Source organism: Kribbella sp. VKM Ac-2569 (genome assembly GCF_004216905.1).
Lineage (GTDB): Bacteria > Actinomycetota > Actinomycetes > Propionibacteriales > Kribbellaceae > Kribbella.
The window spans coordinates 32,539-55,859 of record NZ_SGXJ01000001.1 but is presented as its reverse complement, the minus strand read 5'-3'; the positions used below and the strand labels follow the sequence as shown (position 1 = coordinate 55,859).

Sequence of the window (23,321 nt, the reverse complement as noted above, 5' to 3'; positions counted from 1 at the left end):
CGACAGTCAGGATCTTCCCACGCTGTGCCCGCTCAGGGCGGCAGCCAACCGGTCCGGGTGGCGCGTGGCGATCACCCAGTACGGCGCGGGGTCGGCCGGATCCGTGATCTGCACCCGCACGGCCCCGCTGATGTAGCTCCGCAGTACCAGGAATGCTTTCGGGTCGCAGTCGCGTCCGAACGCGCGTCGCGCCTCGTCGCCGGTCAGCGCCTCGACCGTGCCCAGATACGTCCGGTCGATCTCCGCCCGCCCGGCGTGCAGCCGCGTGTCGTCGACCTCCACGCGAGCGCCGCCGTACCGGAGGAACAGCGCCAGGAGCAGGACCGCGGCGAGCCCGCCGACCACGGCGCCGGCCATCGTCCCGACCGGTACGGCGACGATGCCGAACAGGGTGACCACAGCGGCGGCGGCGATGATCCACCACGACACCGGCACCCGCAGACTCTCGCGATAGGTTCCCACGGGACCAGCCTGGCATGTGGTGCGTCCGAGGCGCTCGATAGGGTCGCTACTCGTGACCGAGGTACTCATCCAGCGACTCGACCCCGACCTCCCGCTCCCGTCGTACGCACACCCCGGCGATGCCGGCGCGGACCTCGTGGCGGCCGCCGACCTGACTCTGAAACCGGGCGAGCGCGGCCTGGTCGGGACCGGGATCGCGATCGCCCTGCAGAACGGGTACGCCGCGTTCGTGCACCCGCGCTCCGGACTGGCCGCGAAGCACGGCGTCTCGATCGTGAACGCCCCCGGAACCGTCGACGCCGGGTACCGCGGCGAGATCAAGGTCTGCCTGATCAACCTCGACCCGCACGCCGAGGTGACCGTACGGCGCGGCGACCGGATCGCGCAGCTGGTCATCCAGCAGGTCGAGAAGGCCCGGTTCGTCGAAGTAACCTCGCTGCCCGGTTCCGCACGCGGTGACCAGGGACACGGGTCGACCGGCGGCTTCGGCCATGTGACACGCTGACCAGGTGCACCCGTTGACCTGCCGGATGCGCGAGACTACGGCGCTGTATCAGCGCCGGCACCAAGACCAAGGAAGTAGGCAACAGCTGTGATCTTCCGCCGTAAGGGCAAGAACGACGAGCCCGAGACAGGCGAGAACCTCGACGAGACCGGTACGGCGGACGTCCGCGCCGAGGGCCCGTTCGACTCGACCGAGGTCGACGCCGCCGACCTGGAGGCGGAGGACCGCATCGACCTGGGTGCGCTGGTGGTCACCGGCATGCCCGGCATGGAGCTGGGCCTGCAGGTCGACGAGCAGAGCGGCGTGGTGCAGGCAGTGCTGCTGATGCTCGACGACTCCGCGCTGGAGCTGCGTGCGTTCGCGGCCCCGAAGACCAGCGGCATCTGGGACGAGGTCCGCCAGGAGATCGCGGGCGAGGCCGCCCGGATGGGTGGTACGGCGACCGAGTCCGAGGGCCCGTTCGGCACCGAACTGGTGCTGGTCGTCCCGGTCGAGGACCCGGAGGGACAGGTCTTCAGCCAGACCTCCCGCGTCATCGGTGTGGACGGCCCGCGTTGGCTGCTCCGCGGTACGGTCCTCGGCCGCGCCGCCGTCGAGCCGGACGCCGCCGAGCCGATGGAAGCGACTCTGCGCAACACCGTCGTGGTCCGCGGTAACGAGCCGATGGCGGTCCGTGAGTCGCTGCCGCTGCAGATGCCGCCGGGCGCTCAGCCGAATGAGCCCGAAGAGGCCTGAGCGGACTACACTCGACGCCATGGGCAGCAACAAACCCGCAGGGCTGTGGAAGCGTGCCTTCCGCGGTCTGGCCGGGGACCGTGACGAGGAAGACGCGGAGGTCCTCAAGGACTTCGCGCAGGACTGTGGCGCGCGGTCCATCACCGGCTGCCACGACCGGGAGCTCGTCACGTTGTACGGCACGTTGCGCACCATCACGTTCAGCCCGCGAGGCGGCGTACCGGCACTGGAGGGTGAGTTGTACGACGGCACCGGCACGGTCAAGCTGATCTGGCTCGGCCGCCGCAAGATCGGCGGCATCCACGCCGGGTCGGAAATGATCGCCTCCGGGCGGATCGGCGTCGTCGACGGCGACCGCGTGATGTTCAACCCGCGCTACGAGCTGCGCCCCCAGGCAGCCCATGGCTGACCCGCACACGGAGCCGACGGTGGAGGAGCCGCAGAAGGCTCCGAAGTCGACCGACAGGGACTTCTTCCACGCGCTCGGCGGGTGGGGTGCGCTGCTCGACATCGGGCTGCCCTGGATCGCGTTCCTGGTGGCGTACGCCGTCACCGACCACAAGCTGCAGCTGTCGCTGATCATCGCGGTCGGTATCGCCGCGGTGCTCGCCGTGGTGCGTCTCGTCCGCCGGCAGCCGCTGCGCAACGTGTTCGGCGGCTTCATCGGCGTACTGATCTCTGCCTGGGTCGCGAACCGCACCGGCAACGCCAAGGACTTCTACGTCCCCGGCCTGCTCACCAACCTCGGCTACGGCCTGCTGTACCTGATCACAGTCCTGATCCGCTGGCCCCTGTTCGGCTTCCTGTACGGCGTGATCACGCAGACCGGCACCGCCTGGCGCCGCGATCCCGTGCTGCTGAGGGGCTTCTCCCGCGCGACGCTGGTGTTCGTGGGATTGTTCGCGATCCGCCTGATCGTCCAGGTCCCGCTGTACTTCACCGGCAGCCTGAACGCCCTCGGCATCGCCAAGATCGGCCTCGGCCTGCCGTTCTACGCACTGGCGATCTGGCTCGCGTACGCCGTACTCCGCGGCTCGATGCCCCCCGAGAAATGGGACGAGGCCCGAGACAGCATCACCCACCTCCTCCGCGGCAACAAAAAGTAACCAGCCCACGGGCCTTCTCCGCGGTGGCCGTCTCCCAGTCGCCTCCGGCAGCGCCGCAGGGCAAGCAACTGCCCGCACCGGGGAAGGACGCCGCTTCGCGGCGGCTGTCTTGTCAGCCGCCTTCGGATCGATCTGGCGCATCACCCGGATCGCCCGCTGGACCCCAGTTGCCTCCGCCTATCGCGCAGACAATCGTCGTGTAGCTGTGCGATTTCCCCTTGTGGATAAGGCTTCTGGGCTCATCTCGATTTGAGCGAGACGCAATCGTGACCTAGAATAGAACACATGTTCGATGAAGATCTGGAGGAGCTCGAGACCGCGGACCTGTTGGCCGCGGCGTCGCAGTTCGGCCGGATCCAGGACCGGGCCGCCGTACGGGTGCTGGAGGCGGCGCTGGTCTTCGCGGATCGCAACGGGGAGGTGTACCGCGAGCCACGTCCGGGCTACGAACAGATCCATGTGTACGGCGGCGACGGCTGCCCCGGCGTCGCGGAGTTCGCACCGATCGAGTTCGGCGCGGTCATGCGGATGTCCTCGGGCGCGGCCGCGGCGCTCATCGGCGAAGCGCTCGCGCTGCGGCACCGACTGCCCAGAATCTGGGCCGCCGTACTGGCCGGAAACGCCGTCGCGTGGCGGGCCCGCAAGATCGCCCACGCCTGCCTGTCGCTGTCGCAGGAGGCAGCCGCGCTCGTGGACCGGCGCGTGGTCGGGATCGTCGACACCGTCACGCCCGGTGCGTTGAAGAAGATCGTCACCGCGGCCCTGCGGGAGGCCGACCCCGAGGCAGCCAAAGCCCAGGCAGAGGCGGCCGCCCGGGTCCGGGGTGTGTTCGTGGCTCCGTCGGATGACCAGGGCACGAAACGGATCTGGGTCCGGGCCGCGGCCGGTGATGTGATCCGGTTCGATGCCACGATCGACGACCTGGCCCGCGCGTTGAAGATCCTGGGTGACACCGACGACCTGGACCAGCGGCGCGCGAAGGCGATCGGCTGGATCTCCGACCCCGCAGCGGCCCACCAACTCTTGGAGGTCGCCCGCTACCTCGCCCGCACCCAACCGGCCCACCCCCAGCCGGCAGACCCCGCGCCAGAAGACCCCGCGCCAGAAGACGCCCAGCCGCCCCACACCCGGCGGACGCACGTCACCCCAGAGGATGCTGCCCCAGCACCGCAGTGGGCCGACCCCGAGGACGAGGCCGTCCAGGCCGAGCAGGACGCGCCGGCAGCCGACCACACCGCGCCGTTCACGGCCGACGACGAGGCAGCGGGCCGGGCACACGGCGGGGAGAACGGTGCGCACGACGGCGCGTATGACGCTGCAGATGACCGTGGGGACGACGTTGCCCGTGACTGTGGGGATGACGGGGATGGTGGGGATGCGTTCACGCGGCGGATGTTGGCGGGTGAACTACCTGCACGGCTGGCCGCGATCAAGCAGGAGGCCCACAGCAACGGCCTCGGCGCCGGGAGTGGGCGGCGGAATCGGCACACCCTGTACGTGCATCTGACCGATCGGACGCTTGCTACCGGCGACGGTGTGCTGCGGGTCGAGGAGCTCGGGCCGCTGCTGGCCAGGCAGTTGAGCGAGTTGCTTGGTCATGACCAGGTGGTTGTGAAGCCTGTGATCGATCTGCAGGACGAGGTCAGTGTGCACGCCTACGAGATCCCGGACCGGATCCGCGAACAGGTTCGGCTGCGACACCCGGTGGACATGTTCCCGTACAGCGGCGCAGAGGCCACCACCCGGATGGATCAGGACCACATCTCGCCGTACGATCGCGCTGGTCCACCGGGACAGACCGGCCCCGATAACCTCATACCGCTGGGCCGACTCCACCACCGCGCGAAGACCTTCGGCGGCTGGCGTAGCAGACGTCTGCCCACCGGAGCAGTCGACTGGATCAGCCCTCATGGGTTCCGGTTCGTTGTCGACCACACCGGTACTCATCCGGTGCCCGACGCGGGCGAGGCAGTCGCGTAGTAGCCGACGATCGTGCCGAAACTGGCCAGGCCGTGAAGCTCGCCGATGTCGCGTGGTCGTCGATCGTGACGAGGCGTGCCCGGACTGCGGGGTGCTCGCAACCATCGGCATTGCCCGGTCCGTATCCTGCTACGCAGCCACCGCTGACATGGCGGCGGCGCGCACGTTTGAATCAGCAGGCGGCCACGGCCACGCGGATGCGTCGGAAAAGGAGGTGCTTGATGAGTGAAGGGTTCTACTCGCACGCGCGGCTGTACGACCTGATGTTTCCGGGCGGCGGGCCCGCGGTCGACTTCTACCGGGCCGAGGCCAATCGGCAAGGCGGGCGTGTATTGGAGCTCGGGTGCGGCACCGGCCACAAGTTGATCCCCATCGCGTCCGACGGGCATCCGTGTGTCGGCATGGACTTCTCGGAGGACATGCTGGCGGAGGCTCAGCGTAAGGCGGACGAGCGCGGTGTAGCGGTGGAATGGATGCAGGGCGACATGCGGGCCTTCGATCTGGGCCGCACATTCGACTTCGTGTTCATCACAGCCAATTCCCTGCTGCATCTGCACGAGGCCGAGGATCTGGTGAGCTGCTTCCGGTCGGTTCGAAGACACCTGGCACCTGGAGCACGGTTCGTCTTCGATGTGTTCAACCCGAGCGTGCGCGTACTTGCCGAAGCCGATGGCGTACGGCGTACCCGGGAGTCGTTGTCGTTCCTGGATCCTGACCGCGGCGACGTCAGCGTCGATGTCGCTGAGATCTACGATGCGCCTGCGCAAGTTACCCGCGGGACGTGGTACTTCTCGACCGACTCCGAGCCCGACTTCGTCGTCGCACCGCTCGAAATCAGGAGCATCTTCCCGCAGGAGCTGCCGCTGCTCGTCTCCCTGGGCGGCCTTCGGCTCGTCGAGCGCTTCGGCGACTGGTCCGGTCGACCGTTTGCCGTGGATGCCCCGCTTCAACTCTGCATCTGCGAGTCCGCGTGATTGAAAGGACCGCGGATGGCGAGATCAGGCGCGGTTCTGGACGAACTTGAGTTGGTGGGCGTCGGGGTCGCGTACCCAGGCGTAGTGCAGGCGGCCGTCCGGGGAATCGGTCGGTGCGACGACGGCGGTGGCGCCGGCGGCCAGGGCGAGGGTGTACATGGCGTCCACGTCGTCACACCAGAACACGATCTCCGTTGCGGGACGATCGGCCGGCTCGACGCCGAGGTCGACGAGTTCGTTGGCGACGCGCGCCGAGGTCAACCCGATGCGAATGCCGGCCGCCTCGACCTCCACATGCGCGACGGGGCCAGAGGCGGGCGCTCGAAACGCCTCCGTCAGCCCGAGGCCGCTGTAGAACGCGAGGCACCCGTCCACGTCGTCGCAGAACAGGTTGACCTGGAACTGCTGGATCTGCGGCATCCAGCAACCCTAGGAGGTGGTCCCTTCCGACTTGCGGTGGTGGGGCGACAGCATGTCCTCGAGTTGTTCTTCGGTTTCGTCGGCGGCTACGAAGAGGAGCTCGTCGTTGAGTTCGAGCGTGCCTTCCGGGTCCGGTCGCAGGACGCGGCCCTCGCGGAGGATGACGACGAGGGCGGTGTCCAGCGGCCAGTCGACGTCGCCGACGCGCAGACCGATCATCGGGGAGTCCTCGGGCAGCGTCAGCTCGACCAGGTTCGCGTCGCCCTGGCGGAAGGTGAACAGCCGGACCAGGTCGCCGACCGACACCGCCTCCTCGACCAGCGCGGACATGATCCGCGGCGTGGACACCGACACGTCCACACCCCAGGCCTCGTTGAACATCCACTCGTTACGCGGGTGGTTGACCCGGGCAACGGTCCGGGGTACGCCGAACTCGGTCTTGGCGAGCAGTGAGACGACCAGGTTGACCTTGTCGTCGCCGGTGCTGGCGATCGCCACCTGGCAACGCTGCAGCGCGGCCTCCTCGAGCGAGGACAGCTCGCAGGCGTCGGCCAGCAGCCACTCGGCGCGCGGCACCGACTCGGCCTTGATCGCCCGGGGGTCCTTGTCGATCAGCAGGACCTCGTGACCGTTCTCCAGCAGTTCGCCGGCGATCGAACGACCCACGTTGCCGGCTCCCGCGATGGCTACCCGCATCACAGCTCCTCAGGCCTCTTCAGGTTTGGTGCCGAGCTGGGCCTCGATCGCGGCGGCGTCCCGCTCCAGCATGATGACATGGACCAGGTCGCCCTCTTGGACGACTGTGTCGGCCCGGGGCAGCACGCCCTCGCCGAGCCGGGTCAGGAACGCGACCCGGGCGCCGGTCGCCTTCTCGATGTCGAACGCGGGCCGGCCGATCCAGTCCGCGTGCACATGGACCTCGGCCAGCCGGACGGTGGCGGACGGGTCGCGCCACTCCGGCTCGGAGCCCTCGGGCAGCAGCCGGCGCATCATCTGGTCGACGGTCCAGCGGACCGTGCCGACCGTGGGGATACCGAGCCGCTGGTACACCTCGGCGCGTCCCGGGTCGTAGATCCGGGCCACCACGTTGTTGATCCCGAACGTCTCGCGGGCCACCCGGGCGGCCAGGATGTTCGAGTTGTCGCCGTTCGACACCGCGGCGAACGCCTCGGCATCCTCGATCCCGGCCTCGGTCAGCACCTCACGGTCGAAGCCCATCCCGACGATCGTCCGCCCGGTGTACGCGGGGCTCAACCGGCGGAACGCGTCGGCCGACTGGTCGATGATCGCGACCGTGTGGCCGCGTTTCTCCAGACCGCGGGCGAGCATCGACCCGACGCGGCCGCAGCCCATGATGACGACGTGCACTCGCTGATCACTCCCTGCCCCGTGGCGGGCGGCTGGCTCGGTTCGGCAGGGATAGACGCTACACCGACCTGAGGGTGCCTCTAACATCACCGGTGTGACTCCCGCTCTAGGCGATATCGGCAAACGGCTGCTGCTCGGACGCAAACTGCGCAGCACTCAGCTGGGTGAGACCCTGCTGCCCAAGCGCATCGCCCTTCCGGTGTTCGCGAGCGACGCATTGTCGTCGGTCGCTTACGCCCCCGACGAGATCTTCCTGACCCTGTCGATCGCCGGACTCGCGGCGCTGACGATCTCCTGGAAGATCTCGCTCGCGGTCGCGGTGGTTCTGGTCGTCGTCGTGCTGTCGTACCGGCAGAACGTCCACGCCTACCCGTCCGGCGGCGGCGACTACGAAGTCGCCAACGTGAACCTCGGCCCGACCGCCGGTCTGACGGTCGCCAGCGCTCTGATGGTCGACTACGTCCTCACGGTCGCGGTGTCGATCTCCTCGGCCGCGCAGTACGCCGCCTCGGCGATCCCGGCGCTGGAGGGGCACCAGGTGACCGCGGCCGTGATCGCGGTGCTGTTCCTGAGCACCATGAACCTGCGGGGCGTGCGCGAGTCGGGGGCCGCGTTCGCGATCCCGACGTACATCTTCATGTTCACCATCCTCGGGATGGCGGCCTGGGGCTTCGGCCGGTTGCTGTTCGGGCACCTGCCGGACGCGTCGAGCTCCGGTCTCGACATCGCGGCCGAGGACCAGTTCGCGCACGGCGCGAGTGGGATCGCGATGGCGTTCCTGATCCTGCGGGCGTTCTCGTCCGGATGTGCCGCGCTGACCGGGGTGGAGGCGATCAGTAACGGCGTACCGGCGTTCAAGAAGCCGAAGAGCCGGAACGCGGCGACCACGCTGGCGCTGCTCGGCACCATCTCGATCGCGATGGTGGTCAGCGTCGTGACGCTGGCGAACGTGATGAAGGTCCGGTTCGCCGAGGACCCCGGGACCCAGCTGCTCCGCGACGGCGTACCGGTCGGCGAGGGGTACCACCAGGACCCGGTGATCGGCCAGCTCGCCAAGGGCATCTTCGACCACTTCTCGCCGGGCTTCTACCTGGTCGCCGCCGCGACCGGCGTGATCCTGGTGCTGGCCGCGAACACCGCGTTCAACGGGTTCCCGGTGCTCGGCTCGATCCTGGCCCGCGACGGGTACCTGCCGCGGCAGCTGCACACCCGCGGCGACCGGCTGGCGTTCAGCAACGGCATCGTCATCCTGGCGGGCTTCGCGATCGTGCTGATCGTGTCGTTCAACGCCGAGGTGACCCGGCTGATCCAGCTCTACATCGTCGGCGTGTTCGTCTCGTTCACGATCAGCCAGATCGGCATGGTCCGGCACTGGACCCGGCTGCTGCGCGACGAGCAGGACCCGGGCAAACGGGCCCGGATGATCCGGTCCCGGGTGATCAACGCGATCGGCCTGACGCTGACCGGCGTCGTGCTGGTGATCGTGCTGATCACCAAGTTCCTGCTCGGCGCGTACATCGCGATCATCGCGATGGCCTGCCTGTTCCTGCTGATGAAGGGCATCCACCGGCACTACGAGACGGTCCGCCGGCAGATGGCGGCCGAGGGCGACGAGCCGCTGATGCTGCCGTCCCGGGTGCACGCGATCGTGCTGGTGTCGAAGCTGCACAAGCCGACGCTGCGGGCGCTGGCCTTCGCCAAGGCGGCCCGCCCGTACCAGCTCGAGGCCGTCACCGTCGACGTCGACCGGGACGAGTCGGACCAGCTGCAGGCCGAGTGGGACACTCGTGGTATCCCGATCCCGCTGAAGCGGCTCGCCTCGCCGTACCGGGAAATCACCCGGCCGATCCTGCAGTACGTGCGCGACATCCGGAGGCAGTCGCCGCGGGATGTGGTGATGGTCTATATCCCGGAGTACGTCGTCGGCCACTGGTGGGAGCACATCCTGCACAACCAGAGTGCGCTGCGGCTCAAGGGGCGCCTCTTGTTTACACCTGGTGTGATGGTTACGTCCGTTCCTTACCAGCTGCTTTCGTCGCAGGGGGCCGAGGAACGGCAGGACCGGGTGGAGCGGGTGGCCGGCCAGGTACGGCGTGGTGCCCGCAAGGCGTCAGGAGATCGGTGACAGACGAGAACAGTCTGGTTGGGGCGGTAGTCGAGCTGGAGGTAGGGCCAGTCGCGCACGGGGGACACTGCGTCGCCCGGCACGAGGGGCAGGTGGTCTTCGTCCGGCACGCGCTGCCGGGGGAGCTGGTGCACGCCCGGATCACGGAACAGACGGCGAAGTACCTGCGGGCCGACGCGGTCCAGGTGCTCACGCCGTCCCCGCAACGGATCGAGCCGCCGTGCCCGTACGCCGGACCGGGGCAGTGCGGTGGGTGTGACTTCCAGCACGCCAACATCGTCGAGCAGCGGCGGCTGAAGGCGACCGTCGTGTCGGACACGCTCCGGCGGATCGGTGGGATCGAACGGACCATCGTGATGGAGTCGCCCGGTGACGACGGGTTGGGATGGCGGACGCGGATGCGGTACGCCGTCGTGGACGAGCGGCCCGGTATGTACGCACACCGCTCCCACGACCTGATCCCGATCGACCGGTGCCTGCTCGCGCACCCGGGGACGCCGGATGTGCTGAGCTCACGGTGGCCGGGCGTGTCGTCGGTGCAGGCCGTGGTGTCCTCAGAGGGGAAGACCGTCGTACTGACCGACAAGGACGCAGGGGAGCGGCTGGTCGAGGTGGTGCGCGACCGGCGGTTCCTGGTGGACGCCGGTGGGTTCTGGCAGGTCCACCCGGCGGCGCCGGAGACGCTGGTGGACGCCGTACTGAGCGGGCTGGAGCCTGCTGCCGGTGAGACCGCGCTCGACCTGTACTCGGGTGTCGGGCTGTTCGCGGCGTTCCTGGCCGAGGCCGGTTGCCCCGTGCTGGCGATCGAGGGCGACAAGGACGCGGTCCGGAACGCCCGGCGGAACCTGCACGACCTGGACGGCGTGACGCTGGAGAACGGCGACGTCGACCGGGTCCTGAACGTGGCCGCCGGTCAGGGCCTGGAGCACGTGGACCTTGTCGTCCTGGACCCGCCACGGACCGGCGCCGGGAAGGACGTCGTACGGCGGATCGCGGCACTCGGACCGCGGCGCGTGGCGTACGTCGCGTGCGACCCGGCGGCACTGGCCCGGGACCTGAAGACGTTCGGACGCCTCGGGTACGGAATCGCGTCCTTGCGCGCCTTCGACCTGTTCGGAATGACCCACCACATCGAATGCGTCGCCATCCTCGAGCCTGTGGACAGTGAAGTGGCCAGTGGGGGAGGGCTCGGGTAGCGTCTGGGCCTGGATCCAAATGCGCTTGGAGACCTGATGCCGCTCGTTGACCTGGACGACCCGGAGGAGTTGCGCGCCCGCTGGAGCGCACTCGCCGCGGTCGCGCATGCCACGGGCTTCGACCGGCGCTGGTACGCCGACGCGGACGGGTATCACCACCAGGACGAGACCGCGTCCGTGCTGCGGATGGCGCGCCTGGAGGACGGGCGGGCGGTGCTGTGGGGATTCCACACGCAGCACAGTCAGACCGCCGGCGAGGACCTCCTGGCCGGGTCACCGGAGTGGATCGGGCAGCCGGAGGTGCGGCAGCGCCAGACGGCGGGCGAGCTCGGGTTCGTGTACGGCGCGTTCAACGGGAGTTGGGCGCGCGCGTCGTACCCGGGCGACCCCTGGCAGCCGGTCGACGACGGGTTCACGCCGATCGGGGAGTGGATCACCTCGGACGAGGCGGCCGCCGACGAGATGGTCGCGTGGGTCGCGGAATGGTCCGACTACCTCGGCGGCCTCGACGAGCTCCGCCCGTACGGCGTGGAGCTGATCCGGGCCGCGGCCGGACCCGGGATCTCGGCGGCGGCGCTCGGGGCGTTCTTCGGGCCCTTCGGGATCGACCCGCGCTCGCCGGTGCAACCGGACCTGCCGGCCGGCGTCGCCGCGGGGGAGGACTTCACCCGAAACGTTGCAGAATCGGCAAGTTTCGCCGCAGAGCCTGACACGGCCGAGGTCTCGGTCGTTGAAGATCCCGTGATCGGAGACAACCCGCCAGGCGACGACGAGGAGTCGTACGTCGTCCCACCCGGCATCAGCCCCTTCACCGGCCAGCCGATCGCCGACCCACCGCCTGCGCAGGCAGGGCCTGCGCCCGGAACCTACATCCCGGAGAACGTCTCGAGTCCCGGGCTGCCGACGTCTCATGCGTACGATCCGACGCTCCCGTCGTCCGAACCGCCGCGGGTTGGCGGCGGGGTTTACGAAGGCGACGACTTTTACAACAGTCTCTTCGCGGACGCTCCCGCCAGCGCCGCGCCCGCGGCTGACCAGGACTGGGAAACGGCGGAACAGTCGTCCTGGTCCGACCAGGAAGCCACCAGCGCGTACAACCCCTTCCCCGAGCCCACACCGGACCCGGCCTGGACCGGGCCCGCCTGGATCAACGGCGAATGGGTGGAAGACCCGAGCTCGGCATCGGCGGACCCGGCACCGGTGGATTCGCCGTTCGCGCCGGTCGCGGACTTCGAGGACGACGACGCACCCACTGCCGAGATCGAGGCAGTACTGGACCCGGCCCCGGCCACCGAGGAGGACGAACCGTCGTCCTTCACCGGCCCGTCCCCGTTCGCCCCCGCTCAAGAGCCGGCGCCCCAGGTCGCCGAGTTCGCGGATGCAGACGACGACCAAACCGCCGAAATCCCCGCGGTAGCCGAGGTTCAAGCTCAGGTAGAGCCTCACCCTCAACCTCAGCCCTGGCCGCAACCCCAACCCCAGCCAGAACCGTGGCCGCAGCCAGAGCCTCACCCGGAACCGTGGCCTGAGCCCATCCCACCCGACCCCGAGCCGACCCCACACCCGGCGCCCTTCCCGGAGCCCGAGCCGATCCCGGGGCCTGTTCCGGACCCCGAGCCCGCTCCAGAGCCGCTGCCTAACCCTGACCCGCAGCCGTTCCCACAGCCCGAGCCCGAGCCGTTCCCGCAGCCTGAGCCGGAACCGATGCCTGAGCCCGAGCCGCAGCCCTTCCCGGAGCCCGAGCCGGAACCCATGCCCGAGCCCGAGCCCCAGCAGGCTCCCGCGCTCGGGGGTGACCCGGACGACGACATGCCGACCGGGTTCGTGCCCGTGGTGGACGATGACGAGCCGGTGTGGCTGAAGAAGCCGGTCGGATCTGTCGACGAGTCGGACCAGCCGAACGGCGCGGCCCCATCAGCCGGCGCGCTGGACGTGGCGGCCGGGGGTGCTGTCGGTGGGATGTTGGTGGCCGGCTTGGGGCTGGTTGGTGGCGGCGGGCCCCGGATCGTCCCTGAGTCCGGCTCTCTCGAGGAGGCCATGCGGGCCGAGGTGGAGCGGCCTCGACCGAAGCCGGAGGAGTCGGAGGCGGTGCGGGCGTTGCACGACTGGTGCCGCGCGCGGACGGCGATCGTTCCGTCGGGGTTCACGATCCAGGTGCAGGTGCTCGACCCGGGTGCGCCGTCGTACCGGTTCGACCTGGAGCCGCCGGACGTGGACGACCCCGAGTTCGCCGCCGACAAGCTCAGCGGCCTGCTCGGTGATCTCTGGCTGACCGAAGCACAAGGCGAGCAGGGCGGCTGGCTGTTCGCGCGCATCGACGCGGCCGGGCGAACGCTGCGGATCGACCGCTGGTACGACCAGGTGCCCGACTGGTGGGACAACCCGGTCGAGGAGCGCTTCGACGCGAACGAGCTGGTCCGCAGGCTGTACAACCGCGGTTCCGAGTGGCAGCCGTCGTACCTGGAGAAGCTGTACACCAGCGCGAGATAGCGTTGGCGCCATGCTTCTCAGGATCTTCACCGAACCTCAGCAGGGCGCGTCGTACGACGACCTTCTCGCGGTCGCCCGCAAGACGGAGGAGAACGGGTTCGACGCGTTCTTCCGCTCCGACCACTACCTCGTCATGGGCGACAACGACGGCCTCCCGGGCCCGACCGACTCGTGGATCACGCTGGCCGGTCTGGCGCGTGAGACGAAGCGGATCAAGCTCGGCACGCTGGTCAGCTCCGCGACGTTCCGCAACCCCGGCGTACTCGCGATCTCGGTCGCGCAGGTCGACCAGATGAGCGGCGGCCGCGCCGAACTCGGACTCGGCGCCGGCTGGTACGAAGCCGAGCACAAGGCGTACGCCCTCGACTTCCCCGACACCCCGGGCCGCTTCGACCTCCTCACCGAACAGCTCGAACTGATCACCGGGCTCTGGGACACCCCGGTGGGGGAGAAGTACGACTTCCAGGGCGAGCACTACCAGATCAGCGACTCCCCGGCGCTGCCGAAGCCGGTCCAGCAGCCGCACCCGCCGATCATCGTCGGCGGCGCGGGCAAGAAGCGTACGCCGGAGCTCGCCGCGAAGTACGCCGCCGAGTTCAACGCCGGCTTCCGTGGCGTCGAGCTCACCGAGACACTCTTCAAGCGCGTCCAGGCAGCCTGCGAAGCCGAGGGTCGCGACCCGAAGACGCTCGCGCTGTCCACCGCGCACACCGTGGTGGTCGGGAAGGACGACGCCGAGGTGAAGCAGCGGGCCGAGGCGATCGGCCGCGATGTCGAGGACCTGAAGGCGAACGCCATCGCGGGGACGCCGGCCGAGGTCGTGGACCGGCTGGGGCAGTTCGCCGCGGTGGGATCGCAGCGTCAGTACGTCCAGATCATGGATCTGCAGGACCTCGACCACCTCGACCTGATCGCGGCGGAAGTTCTTCCACAGGTCTCCTGATCGACGGGAAAGTTGGCTCGATGTCGTGTATCTTGATGTCGAGAGAGTTTGCGGCGCGAGGTTAGGGGAACCTGACCTCGCCGCCGGCTACCACGCTCGGCAGGATGGGCGTAGGCGAATACGGACTGGACAGAGGAGCAGGTTGATGGCGAGCGTCGACAGCTTCGGTGCCAAGGGGGCACTCGAGGTCAACGGACAGTCGTACGAGATCTTCAGGTTGGCGGGCATCGAGGGTGCGGACACGCTGCCGTACTCGCTGAAGGTCCTGCTGGAGAACCTGCTGCGCACCGAGGACGGCGCGAACATCACCGCCGAGCACATCACCAAGCTCGGCAACTGGGACCAGAACGCCGCCCCGGACACCGAGATCCAGTTCACCCCGGCCCGGGTGATCATGCAGGACTTCACCGGCGTCCCGTGCGTGGTCGACCTGGCCACGATGCGCGAGGCGGTCGGCGAGCTCGGCGGCGACCCGACCAAGATCAACCCGCTGGCGCCGGCCGAGCTGGTCATCGACCACTCGGTCATCATCGACGTGTTCGGTACGCCGGACGCGTTCGAGCGCAACGTCGAGTTCGAGTACGGGCGGAACCGCGAGCGGTACCAGTTCCTCCGCTGGGGCCAGACCGCGTTCGACGAGTTCAAGGTCGTCCCGCCGGGCACCGGCATCGTGCACCAGGTGAACATCGAGCACCTGGCCCGCACCGTGATGGTCCGCAACGGCCAGGCGTACCCGGACACCTGCGTCGGCACCGACAGCCACACCACGATGGTGAACGGCCTCGGCGTGCTCGGCTGGGGCGTCGGCGGTATCGAGGCCGAGGCCGCGATGCTCGGCCAGCCGGTGTCGATGCTGATCCCGAAGGTCGTCGGCTTCAAGCTGACCGGGTCCGTCCCGGCCGGCGCGACCGCGACCGACGTCGTGCTGACGATCACCCAGATGCTGCGCAAGCACGGTGTGGTCGGCAAGTTCGTCGAGTTCTACGGCGACGGCGTCGCGGCGGTCCCGCTGGCGAACCGCGCCACGATCGGCAACATGAGCCCGGAGTTCGGCTCCACCTGCGCGATCTTCCCGATCGACGACGTCACCCTGGAGTACCTGCGCCTGACCGGCCGCGGCGACGACGAGGTCGCGCTCGTCGAGGCGTACGCCAAGGAGCAGGGCCTGTGGCACAACCCGGACGTCGAGCCGCGCTTCTCGGAGTACCTCGAGCTCGACCTGTCGACCGTCGTACCGTCGATCGCCGGCCCGAAGCGGCCGCAGGACCGGGTCGCGCTGAGCGAGGCCAAGGAAGGCTTCCGCGGTGCGCTGACCGACTACGCCACCGAAGAGCTGGACGTCGACCCGTCGGAGACCGGTAGCTTCCCGGCCAGCGACGCCCCGAACGGCCACGGCAACGTGAACGACGAGCCGCACGTGCCGCACGGCAGCGGCAACGGCCGCCCGTCGAAGAAGACCAAGATCTCCTTGGACGGCCAGGAGGTCGAGCTCGACCACGGCCACGTCGTGATCGCCTCGATCACCTCCTGCACCAACACCTCGAACCCGTCCGTCATGCTCGCCGCGGCGCTGCTGGCGAAGAACGCGGTCGACAAGGGCCTGGCGTCGAAGCCGTGGGTGAAGACGTCGCTCGCGCCCGGGTCGAAGGTCGTCACCGACTACTACGAGAAGGCCGGCGTCACGCCGTACCTGGAGAAGCTCGGCTTCCACCTCGTCGGGTATGGCTGCACCACCTGCATCGGCAACTCCGGCCCGCTGCCGGAGGCCGTCTCGGCCGGGGTGCAGGAAGCCGACCTCGCCGTGGTGAGTGTGCTGTCCGGCAACCGGAACTTCGAGGGCCGGATCAACCCGGACGTGAAGATGAACTACCTCGCGTCGCCGCCGCTGGTGATCGCGTACGCGCTGGCCGGCACCATGGACTTCGACTTCGAGACCGAGGCCCTGGGCAAGGACACCGACGGCAACGACGTGTTCCTGAAGGACATCTGGCCGAGCGCCGACGAGGTCGAGCGGACCATCGCGAGCTCGATCAACAAGGAGATGTTCACCAAGGACTACGCCGACGTGTTCGCAGGTGACGAGCGCTGGCAGTCGCTGCCGACGCCGGAGGGCAAGACGTTCGCGTGGGACAGCGAGTCGACGTACGTCCGGAAGCCTCCGTACTTCGACGGTATGGCGAAGGACCCGTCGCCGGTCACCGACATCGCCGGCGCGCGCGTGCTGGCCAAGCTGGGCGACTCGGTCACCACCGACCACATCTCCCCGGCCGGTTCGATCAAGGCGGACAGCCCCGCGGGCACGTACCTGGCGGAGCACGGTGTGGACCGCAAGGACTTCAACTCGTACGGTTCCCGCCGCGGCAACCACGAGGTCATGATCCGCGGAACGTTCGCGAACATCCGGCTGCGCAACCAGATCGCGCCGGGCACCGAGGGCGGCTTCACCCGCGACTTCACCAAGGACGACGCGCCCGTCACGAGCATCTACGAGGCGGCCGAGGCGTACGCCGAAGCCGGGACGCCGCTGGTGATCCTGGCCGGCAAGGAGTACGGCTCGGGCTCGTCGCGGGACTGGGCCGCGAAGGGTACGGCGCTGCTCGGCGCCAAGGCCGTCATCACCGAGTCCTTCGAGCGGATCCACCGGTCGAACCTGATCGGCATGGGCGTGCTGCCGCTGCAGTACCCGGAGGGTGAGAACGCGGAGTCCCTCGGCCTGACCGGCGAGGAGACCTTCGACATCACCGGCGTGACCGCGCTGAACGACGGCGAGATCCCGCGCACGGTGCACGTGAAGGTCACGGCGGCCGACGGTGGCGTGAAGGAGTTCGACGCGGTCGTCCGCATCGACACCCCGGGTGAGGCCGACTACTACCGCAACGGCGGCATCCTGCAGTACGTCCTCCGGTCCCTGATCGCCAGCTGACGGTCCAGTAGCCGCGGGTCACCGGAATTGTCGGTGGCCCGCGGTTTACTGCTGTCATGGCCGACCGGGAGTCACCGCGCGACGTCGTGCGGGCCGCCTGCGCGACGTACGGCGAGGACGTCGTGGTCGACTGGTGCGTCGCCTTTCTGACCGGCGAGATCCCGGGCGAGGCGGCGTACGGCGCCGAGCTGCCGAAACTGGTGGCGATCACCGGGTCGGAGAATCCCGGTGGCTGGAAGGCTCCTGTTGATCCGGGCAACTACTACTGGATCCGGGTGTGGGCCGCCCGGGTGTTCCTGTACGTGTGGCGCGACGACGTGGTCGATGCGTTGCTGGTCGCGGCGCGCGATCCTGCCTGGCGGGTCCGGGAGCATGTCGCGCGGATCACCGCGCAGCGCGAGCTCGGCCAGCTCGTCGACGCTCTGCTCCCGATGCTCGATCACGAGCTGCCGAGGGTTCGTACGGCGGCTGTTCGCGCGATCGGCGCCGCGGGGGAGTACGAGCACGCCGACGCGATCCGCGCTCTCGCCGACGATCCCGATCACACCGTCCGCGCCGCCGTCGATCGCGCACTCACGACCCTGGAGGACCGCCTTGACCGACCCCTCGATTGATGTACGGCGGGCCACCGTTGCCGACGGGGATGCGGTCGGGCAGGTGCATGCTGCCTCCTGGGCGGCTGCGTATGCGCCGCTGTTCCCGGTCGAGGTCGCTGACGCGGGAATCGCGAGCCGACTGACCCGCTGGCACTCGCGGATCGCCGCCGGCCAGGGCCTGATCATGCTCGCGCTCCGTGACGAGCGGCCGCTCGCGATCTCGTGGTCGGAGCCGTCGGACGCCCGGCCCGGGCTCGCCGAGATCCACAGCTTCTACACCCACCCCGACGGCTGGGGGAGCGGAGTCTCCGCGGCGCTCATGACGGCCGCCCTGCAACACCTCGAAGCCGATGGCCACGACCGCGTTCACCTCTGGACCCTCCGCGACACCCCACAGTCCCGCCGCTTCTACAGCAAGTGCGGCTTCACCGAAACCGGCGCCACCCAGACCCGCGACTTCGGCGACGGCAACCCGCTCGCACAGGTCGAGTACGAGCGCGCCACCAGCTAGTCGTCGAGGGCGGCGCGAAGTTTGCCGGCGTACTCCTCGGCCTCGGCAGTGTCGGCGTACTTGGTCCGCGGCCAGAAGAAGCCGCGAAGGCCGTCGCCCTTCGTGCGCGGTACGACGTGGACGTGCAGGTGCGGCACGGACTGGGACACGACGTTGTTCACGGCAACGAACGACCCCTGCGCGTCGAACGCGGTCCGTACGGCGCTCGCGACCGAGCGGGCCGCTCCGAACAGCGGGACCATCACCTCGTCGGACATCTCGACCATCGTCGGAACATGCGTCCGCGGAACGATCAACGTGTGCCCTTTGAACACCGGCCGGACGTCCAGGAAGCCGACGACGTCCGGCGTGTCCAGGACGATCTGCGCCGGCGTCGTACCGGCGATGATGGAGCAGAAGAGACAGTCCGCCATACCGTCAACCTAGCTTCTCGTCGACGAAGCACCAGCGCCACGTCTCGCCCGGCTCGAAGCTGCGCATCACCGGGTGCTTGGTCTGGTCGTTGTGCTTGCTCGCATGCTTCATCACCGACGAGTCGCAGCACCCGACGTGACCACACCCCAGGCACAGCCGCAGGTGGACCCACGAACCTCCTTCGGCCAGGCACTCCTCGCAGCCGTCCGGAGTGTTCGGCGTGACCACCACCGGCGCCTGCTCCAGGTGCTCACAGGCAGCACTCGTGGTCTTCGGCCGCAGGTCCTCGGAGCGCCCGCCGACGTCGTCGTCCTCGTCGCGGTCCAGGATCGACTCCTCGATGTCGAGCGCGTTCTGCGCCCGCTGCAGCACCTCGTCGGCGACCAGGCCGGCGTCGCGGACCTTCAGGATGTGCGCGCGTTCGGCCTCCAGCATCGCGATCCGCAGCCGCCGGTACGCCTCGCTCGGCGTCTCGTACTCGGTCTCCGGCCGCCCCAGCCGCTCCCACGCAGCCTGCGCCCGCGCTTCACCCCGCTGCCGCAGTACGTCGAGAATCGCGGGCGGGTCCGTCGGCGCCGAGAGCTCGTCGAGCTTCGCGATTCCGGCCCGATGAGCTCCCTGCAGTACGGCGGCCTCCTGCAACGCGTCCTCCGCGGGATCCGGCCCCGGCAGGCGCAGGCGACGTACCAGCCAGGGCAGCGTCGAGCCCTGGACGAGCAGCGTGCCCGCGGTGACGGCCAGGGCGATGAACACGAGGACCTCGCGATGCGGCGTGTCTTCGGGCAGCGTGAAGACCGCGGCCAGCGTGACCACGCCGCGCATCCCTGCCCACGACACCACGATGAGCGCACTCCGCGAAACGGGTCCGGGACGCGAGGGGCCGAGGACGCGTCGGGACAGCATCGTGGTCGGGATGATCCAGATCGGCCGCAGCAGCACCACCGCGAGGAACACCGCGACCGTCGTGGTCGCGATCAGCCACGTCGGCAGCGGGCTCTCGGTGAGGTCGTCGAGGATCCACCGGGTCTGCAACCCGATCAGCAGGAAGACCGTGTTCTCCAGCAGGAACTGAAACGTCCGCCAGTTGGTCCGCTCCGACATCCGCGACTTCGCCGACTGGATGATCGGGGCCTTGTGGCCGAGGAACAGGCCGGTGACGACGACCGCGAGTACGCCGGACGCGTGGATGTAGTGGTTCTCGGCCGCGATATACGCGATGAACGGCGCGGTCAGGCTGAGCGTAGTGTCGAGCACCGGATCGGTGAACCGGCGGCGGATCTTGGCCAGCACGAAGGTCACGACGATGCCGACCAGCACCCCGCCGCCGGCCGCCCGCAGGAAGTCCAGGCCGACGTGCCACACGGTCGGCGCCACCACGGCGGCAGCAATCGCCGTACGCAGGCACACCAGGGCCGTCGCGTCGTTCAGCAGGCTCTCGCCCTCGAGGATCGTGACCACGCGGCGGGGCAGGCCGACCCGTTTGGCGATCGCGGTCGCGGCGACCGCGTCCGGCGGCGCGACGACGGCGCCGATCGCGAACGCGGCCCAGAACGGCAGCGGTTCCTGGCCGATCGACTCCGCCACCCGGCCGAGCAGCCACCACGCGACGACGCCGACGCCGAGCGCGGTGAACGCGACCAGGCCGACGGACAGCTGCCCGATGGACCGCCGGTGCTTGGTGAAGTCGACCAGGCTGGTCTTGATCGCGGCCGAGTAGAGCAACGGTGGCAGGAACCCGACCAGCACGACCTCGGGCTCGAGTTCGACCCGCGGGATGAACGGCAGGTACGACGCGGCGATCCCGACGACGACCAGCAGCAGAGGAGCCGAGATCCCTATCCGCCGCGCCAGCGCGGCGACCGCCGCGACGACGGCGACGAGGGCCACGACCTCGATCGCGATATGCACGCGCATAGTGTCGCAGTTCTTGGCCTCGGCTCTGGTCAGCGTCCGACCTGTCCTCTACCGTGTGCGAAGCGAGATCCGTCGATCACTTGGGGTGACTGATGCGTCGTGTGCTTTCGCTGGTCGGTGTGGTCGCTCTACTGCTCTCGCCGGTGATTCCGGCCGAAGCCTCCAGCACGGTGACGAACGGCTGTGTCGCCTCGGTCCCGGAGCCTGGTACGACGACGCCCGTACGGATCTGCTACTCGCTGTTCAAACCGGCGACCGCCTCGGCCCAGGACACCGTGCCGCTGATCTTCCACAGTCACGGGTGGGGCGGCAGCCGGACCACGGACCCGGCCGCGTTCAAGGCCTGGCTCGACGCGGGCTTCGGCGTACTCAGCTTCGACCAGCGCAGCTTCGGCCAGAGCACCGGCGTCGCGCACGTGATGAACCCGGACTACGAGGGCCGCGACGTGGTGAAGCTCGTCGACCTGGTCGCGGGCCTGGACTGGGTGACGAAGCAACGCCCCGGCGATCCGCTGATCGGCGCCATCGGCGGGTCGTACGGCGGTGGGTACCAGTTCGCCGGCGCCTTCACCGAGCTTCGCGACAGCGGGCGGACCCGCTTCGACGCGCTCGCTCCGGAGATCACCTGGTGGGACCTCAAGCAGAGCCTCGCGCCGCAGGAGGCCGCCCGGACGATGTGGCTGTCGATCCTGTTCGCGGGCGGCGGCACGCACCTGCCGCCGGCGGTGTCGGCCGCCTTCGTAGCGTTGATCACGACCGGTACCTGGCCGGTCGGGAAGGCCGGGCGCGATCTCGACGCGTTCTTCGCGCACAACGGGCCGGCCTGGCACGTGCAGCAGGGCCGCAAGCTCGACCTCCCCGTGCTGTTCGGGCAGGGCATCTCCGACAACCTGTTCAACCTCAACCAGGGGCTCACGAACTTCGACCGGGCGCTCACTGCGCGGGCCCGGGCCAAGTCGATCTTCGTCGGGTACAACGGCGGTCACACGCTGCCCAGCGTCGTACCGCCCGGCTACGCGACCGCGGGCGACCCGTGCTCGATCGCGCTCGGATCACCGAACTTCTCGAACCTGTCGATCCGCTTCATGCAGCTGCAACTCCTGCATAAGTCGACCAACCTGATCGGCTTCGGCACGTACCACCTGTCGACCGCCGACGGCCGTTGCCTCACACAACGGAACCTGACGCCGAACAAGCGGTTCCCGCTCGGGAAGATCGTCGCGCCGACCGGTGTCGGACTGCCTGTGAACCTGCCGATCGCAAAGGGCCCGATCACGATCGCCGGCACGCCCACCCTGACCGCCGACGTCTACACGGTCATCCCGCGGTCGGCGGCGTACTTCGCACTGAGCGTCGGCAAGAACCCGCTCACCGCGAGAGTTGTGCAGAACAACACGATGCCGCTGCGCGAGAAGTACACGGCCCGCGGCGTACGGCGCACGATCGAGCTCCCTGCCATCGCCGTCGACGTCCCGGCCGGCCAGAACCTCTACCTCACGGTCGCCCCCATCGCCGACATGTACGCCGGCCAACGTGGCCCGCTCCCGGGCGTCATGATGCTCAAGAACGGCACGCTCAGCGTTCATGTAAGTAGGTAGCTCTGACGCGGTGGCGGCACCGCGTCAGAGTCGTGGCGGGTCCGTGTCAGGCCGGGCGGCGAACCTTCTCGGCATGAACCAAATCACGCACACCAAGCCCCGTCCGAAGTTCGTCGAGGTCCTCCTCGCCGACAAGCACTCGATCCCGGCAAGCAGGTCACCGGCCGCTACTGTCTGCGCGGCGGTGCCCTGCAGTACCTGGACCGCCCGGTCCCGCGCGGCAAGCTGATCGCGCTGATCAGCTTCTGCCTCGTGTGGATGACCGTCGTGTCCCTCTCGCTGACGCCGCTCGACAACTTCCTCTACGACACCGTCTTCTCGTGGATCAAGTACGAGGGGACCGGCGCCAGCGCCACGACGTACCTGAACGGCTATTCGCAGCAGACGCTCCTGACCACGCTGCTCATCTGCGGCCCGTTCACCGGATGGTTCCTGCCGCTCATCGAGGAGTACTACTTCCGGGGGTCGGCATGCACCCCGGCTCGGCACTGCTGCTGACGGTCGTCGGCGTCATCGCCGTGGCGATGGGCCGGACGTCGCTGTAGTCCTAGCGGATCTTGTCCAGGTGGGTCTTGTAGACCGTGAGGAAGGGCTCGTCGGTGGACACCGCGCCGACGAGCCAGTCGCACGTCTGGCGCGCTGTGGCGATCACGTCGGGCGGGTAGCTGTACTTCACCTGGTGCTCGGCGAACTCGTCCTCGTCGTCGATGAACACGGTCCCGTCGCGGCGCTTGATCACGTCCAGGTCGAGGTCGATCATCGTCACCACGTCCTCGGAGAACTCGACCGGCGTGGTGATGTCCGCGTAGATCTCGGTGTACCGCGGCTCGTCGTTGAAGATCGCGGTGAACCACTTGTCCCGCGGGAACAGCTGCACATGTGCCTGCTCCTGGGTCACCGCGGGCTCGTCGCCCCGCTGCGACACGGATCCTGCCGGGGCGCCCAGCCAGAGGCCGTACTCGTCCTCGCCCAGATACCGCATCCACTGATGCCAGTGCAGCTTCTCGTCGAACTTTCGGTACACCACCCGGACATCACGCATGACCCCCAACCTATCGGCC

23 protein-coding genes are annotated in these 23,321 nt (G+C 68.9%); 16 read left to right on the top strand and 7 right to left on the bottom strand.

Features of this window, described 5'->3' with window-relative positions; translation table 11 throughout:
- Positions 1-6: 6 nt before the first annotated feature.
- Complete coding sequence (locus EV649_RS00240) at positions 7-462, bottom strand: DUF3093 domain-containing protein (protein ID WP_241997617.1); 456 nt, start codon at positions 460-462, stop codon at positions 7-9.
- A gap of 52 nt (positions 463-514) precedes the next feature.
- Between EV649_RS00240 and dut the strand changes: the two genes are divergently transcribed.
- From dut to EV649_RS00210, 6 genes are all read left to right on the top strand, one after another.
- Positions 515-967: a dUTP diphosphatase gene (dut, locus tag EV649_RS00235; protein ID WP_130379289.1), complete on the top strand. Its 453-nt coding sequence runs from the start codon at positions 515-517 to the stop codon at positions 965-967.
- Between the two features lie 87 nt (positions 968-1,054).
- Positions 1,055-1,702, top strand: coding sequence for a DUF3710 domain-containing protein (locus tag EV649_RS00230; RefSeq protein WP_130379288.1), 648 nt, complete (start codon positions 1,055-1,057; stop codon positions 1,700-1,702).
- Positions 1,703-1,721: 19 nt separating this feature from the next.
- On the top strand, positions 1,722-2,111 hold the full coding sequence (locus tag EV649_RS00225; RefSeq protein WP_130379287.1) for an OB-fold nucleic acid binding domain-containing protein: 390 nt from the start codon (positions 1,722-1,724) through the stop codon (positions 2,109-2,111).
- 19 nt (positions 2,112-2,130) lie between these two features.
- On the top strand, positions 2,131-2,808 hold the full coding sequence (locus EV649_RS00220; RefSeq protein ID WP_157996139.1) for a DUF3159 domain-containing protein: 678 nt from the start codon (positions 2,131-2,133) through the stop codon (positions 2,806-2,808).
- Positions 2,809-3,093: 285 nt separating this feature from the next.
- A complete protein-coding gene (locus EV649_RS00215) occupies positions 3,094-4,788 on the top strand; it encodes a DUF222 domain-containing protein (RefSeq protein ID WP_130379285.1) in 1,695 nt (564 codons plus the stop codon).
- Positions 4,789-5,009: 221 nt separating this feature from the next.
- Positions 5,010-5,762, top strand: a complete 753-nt coding sequence (locus EV649_RS00210; RefSeq protein WP_130379284.1) for a class I SAM-dependent methyltransferase — start codon at positions 5,010-5,012, stop codon at positions 5,760-5,762.
- 24 nt (positions 5,763-5,786) lie between these two features.
- Here EV649_RS00210 and EV649_RS00205 read toward each other — a convergent pair whose 3' ends face one another.
- The 3 genes from EV649_RS00205 to EV649_RS00195 are packed head-to-tail and all read right to left on the bottom strand — an operon-like array spanning position 5,787 to position 7,550.
- Entirely contained in the window at positions 5,787-6,182 is a 396-nt protein-coding gene (locus tag EV649_RS00205; protein WP_130379283.1) for a VOC family protein, read from the bottom strand.
- 9 nt (positions 6,183-6,191) lie between these two features.
- On the bottom strand, positions 6,192-6,878 hold the full coding sequence (locus EV649_RS00200; RefSeq protein ID WP_130379282.1) for a TrkA family potassium uptake protein: 687 nt from the start codon (positions 6,876-6,878) through the stop codon (positions 6,192-6,194).
- Positions 6,879-6,887: 9 nt separating this feature from the next.
- A complete protein-coding gene (locus tag EV649_RS00195) occupies positions 6,888-7,550 on the bottom strand; it encodes a TrkA family potassium uptake protein (protein WP_130379281.1) in 663 nt (220 codons plus the stop codon).
- Between the two features lie 94 nt (positions 7,551-7,644).
- Here EV649_RS00195 and EV649_RS00190 point away from each other — a divergent pair, with 94 nt between their 5' ends.
- The 7 genes from EV649_RS00190 to EV649_RS00160 all read left to right on the top strand — a co-directional run bounded on the left by EV649_RS00190 (position 7,645) and on the right by EV649_RS00160 (position 18,334).
- Positions 7,645-9,675, top strand: a complete 2,031-nt coding sequence (locus EV649_RS00190) for an APC family permease (protein ID WP_130379280.1) — start codon at positions 7,645-7,647, stop codon at positions 9,673-9,675.
- Positions 9,672-10,871, top strand: coding sequence for a class I SAM-dependent RNA methyltransferase (locus EV649_RS00185; RefSeq protein ID WP_130379279.1), 1,200 nt, complete (start codon positions 9,672-9,674; stop codon positions 10,869-10,871). The genes EV649_RS00190 and EV649_RS00185 overlap by 4 nt, the downstream gene beginning before the upstream one ends.
- Before the next feature lie 36 nt (positions 10,872-10,907).
- Complete coding sequence (locus EV649_RS40675) at positions 10,908-13,361, top strand: hypothetical protein (protein ID WP_157996138.1); 2,454 nt, start codon at positions 10,908-10,910, stop codon at positions 13,359-13,361.
- A gap of 10 nt (positions 13,362-13,371) precedes the next feature.
- A complete protein-coding gene (locus EV649_RS00175; protein ID WP_130379278.1) occupies positions 13,372-14,304 on the top strand; it encodes an LLM class F420-dependent oxidoreductase in 933 nt (310 codons plus the stop codon).
- 145 nt (positions 14,305-14,449) lie between these two features.
- Positions 14,450-17,227, top strand: coding sequence for an aconitate hydratase AcnA (acnA, locus tag EV649_RS00170; RefSeq protein ID WP_130379277.1), 2,778 nt, complete (start codon positions 14,450-14,452; stop codon positions 17,225-17,227).
- Between the two features lie 56 nt (positions 17,228-17,283).
- Positions 17,284-17,841 carry a HEAT repeat domain-containing protein gene (locus tag EV649_RS00165; protein WP_130379276.1) on the top strand — a complete coding sequence of 186 codons (558 nt, stop codon included), beginning with the start codon at positions 17,284-17,286 and terminating at the stop codon, positions 17,839-17,841.
- A complete protein-coding gene (locus tag EV649_RS00160; RefSeq protein WP_241997616.1) occupies positions 17,822-18,334 on the top strand; it encodes a GNAT family N-acetyltransferase in 513 nt (170 codons plus the stop codon). Before EV649_RS00165 ends, EV649_RS00160 begins: the two co-directional genes overlap by 20 nt.
- On the opposite strand, the gene EV649_RS00155 is transcribed toward EV649_RS00160, so the two are convergent.
- Together EV649_RS00155 and EV649_RS00150 are read right to left on the bottom strand one after the other, a co-directional pair.
- Positions 18,331-18,747 carry an HIT family protein gene (locus EV649_RS00155; RefSeq protein ID WP_130379275.1) on the bottom strand — a complete coding sequence of 139 codons (417 nt, stop codon included), beginning with the start codon at positions 18,745-18,747 and terminating at the stop codon, positions 18,331-18,333. The two genes, EV649_RS00160 and EV649_RS00155, sit on opposite strands and share 4 nt — an antisense overlap.
- A 4-nt stretch (positions 18,748-18,751) precedes the next feature.
- Entirely contained in the window at positions 18,752-20,662 is a 1,911-nt protein-coding gene (locus tag EV649_RS00150) for a Na+/H+ antiporter (protein ID WP_130379274.1), read from the bottom strand.
- 92 nt (positions 20,663-20,754) lie between these two features.
- On the opposite strand from EV649_RS00150, the gene EV649_RS00145 reads away from it, so the two are divergent.
- The 3 genes from EV649_RS00145 to EV649_RS00140 all read left to right on the top strand — a co-directional run bounded on the left by EV649_RS00145 (position 20,755) and on the right by EV649_RS00140 (position 22,758).
- Entirely contained in the window at positions 20,755-22,260 is a 1,506-nt protein-coding gene (locus tag EV649_RS00145; protein ID WP_130379273.1) for a CocE/NonD family hydrolase, read from the top strand.
- A 73-nt stretch (positions 22,261-22,333) separates the two neighbouring features.
- Positions 22,334-22,489 (top strand): hypothetical protein, encoded by a 156-nt coding sequence (locus EV649_RS40670; protein WP_157996137.1) that lies wholly within the window; start codon positions 22,334-22,336, stop codon positions 22,487-22,489.
- A 29-nt stretch (positions 22,490-22,518) separates the two neighbouring features.
- A complete protein-coding gene (locus EV649_RS00140) occupies positions 22,519-22,758 on the top strand; it encodes a hypothetical protein (RefSeq protein WP_130379272.1) in 240 nt (79 codons plus the stop codon).
- 49 nt (positions 22,759-22,807) lie between these two features.
- Here EV649_RS00140 and EV649_RS00135 read toward each other — a convergent pair whose 3' ends face one another.
- Positions 22,808-23,302: a DUF402 domain-containing protein gene (locus EV649_RS00135; RefSeq protein WP_130379271.1), complete on the bottom strand. Its 495-nt coding sequence runs from the start codon at positions 23,300-23,302 to the stop codon at positions 22,808-22,810.
- Positions 23,303-23,321 lie beyond the last annotated feature (19 nt).

Excerpts from the sequence above, each read along its gene's own strand:
- EV649_RS00225 (WP_130379287.1), top strand. The coding sequence starts at position 1,722 with ATGGGCAGCAACAAACCCGCAGGGCTGTGGAAGCGTGCCTTCCGCGGT.
- EV649_RS00215 (WP_130379285.1), top strand. The coding sequence starts at position 3,094 with ATGTTCGATGAAGATCTGGAGGAGCTCGAGACCGCGGACCTGTTGGCC.
- EV649_RS00210 (WP_130379284.1), top strand. The coding sequence starts at position 5,010 with ATGAGTGAAGGGTTCTACTCGCACGCGCGGCTGTACGACCTGATGTTT.
- EV649_RS00205 (WP_130379283.1), bottom strand. The coding sequence starts at position 6,182 with ATGCCGCAGATCCAGCAGTTCCAGGTCAACCTGTTCTGCGACGACGTG.
- EV649_RS00200 (WP_130379282.1), bottom strand. The coding sequence starts at position 6,878 with ATGCGGGTAGCCATCGCGGGAGCCGGCAACGTGGGTCGTTCGATCGCC.
- EV649_RS40675 (WP_157996138.1), top strand. The coding sequence starts at position 10,908 with ATGCCGCTCGTTGACCTGGACGACCCGGAGGAGTTGCGCGCCCGCTGG.
- EV649_RS00175 (WP_130379278.1), top strand. The coding sequence starts at position 13,372 with ATGCTTCTCAGGATCTTCACCGAACCTCAGCAGGGCGCGTCGTACGAC.
- acnA (WP_130379277.1), top strand. The coding sequence starts at position 14,450 with ATGGCGAGCGTCGACAGCTTCGGTGCCAAGGGGGCACTCGAGGTCAAC.
- EV649_RS00165 (WP_130379276.1), top strand. The coding sequence starts at position 17,284 with ATGGCCGACCGGGAGTCACCGCGCGACGTCGTGCGGGCCGCCTGCGCG.
- EV649_RS00155 (WP_130379275.1), bottom strand. The coding sequence starts at position 18,747 with ATGGCGGACTGTCTCTTCTGCTCCATCATCGCCGGTACGACGCCGGCG.
- EV649_RS00150 (WP_130379274.1), bottom strand. The coding sequence starts at position 20,662 with ATGCGCGTGCATATCGCGATCGAGGTCGTGGCCCTCGTCGCCGTCGTC.
- EV649_RS00145 (WP_130379273.1), top strand. The coding sequence starts at position 20,755 with ATGCGTCGTGTGCTTTCGCTGGTCGGTGTGGTCGCTCTACTGCTCTCG.
- EV649_RS40670 (WP_157996137.1), top strand. The coding sequence starts at position 22,334 with ATGAACCAAATCACGCACACCAAGCCCCGTCCGAAGTTCGTCGAGGTC.
- EV649_RS00140 (WP_130379272.1), top strand. The coding sequence starts at position 22,519 with ATGACCGTCGTGTCCCTCTCGCTGACGCCGCTCGACAACTTCCTCTAC.
- EV649_RS00135 (WP_130379271.1), bottom strand. The coding sequence starts at position 23,302 with ATGCGTGATGTCCGGGTGGTGTACCGAAAGTTCGACGAGAAGCTGCAC.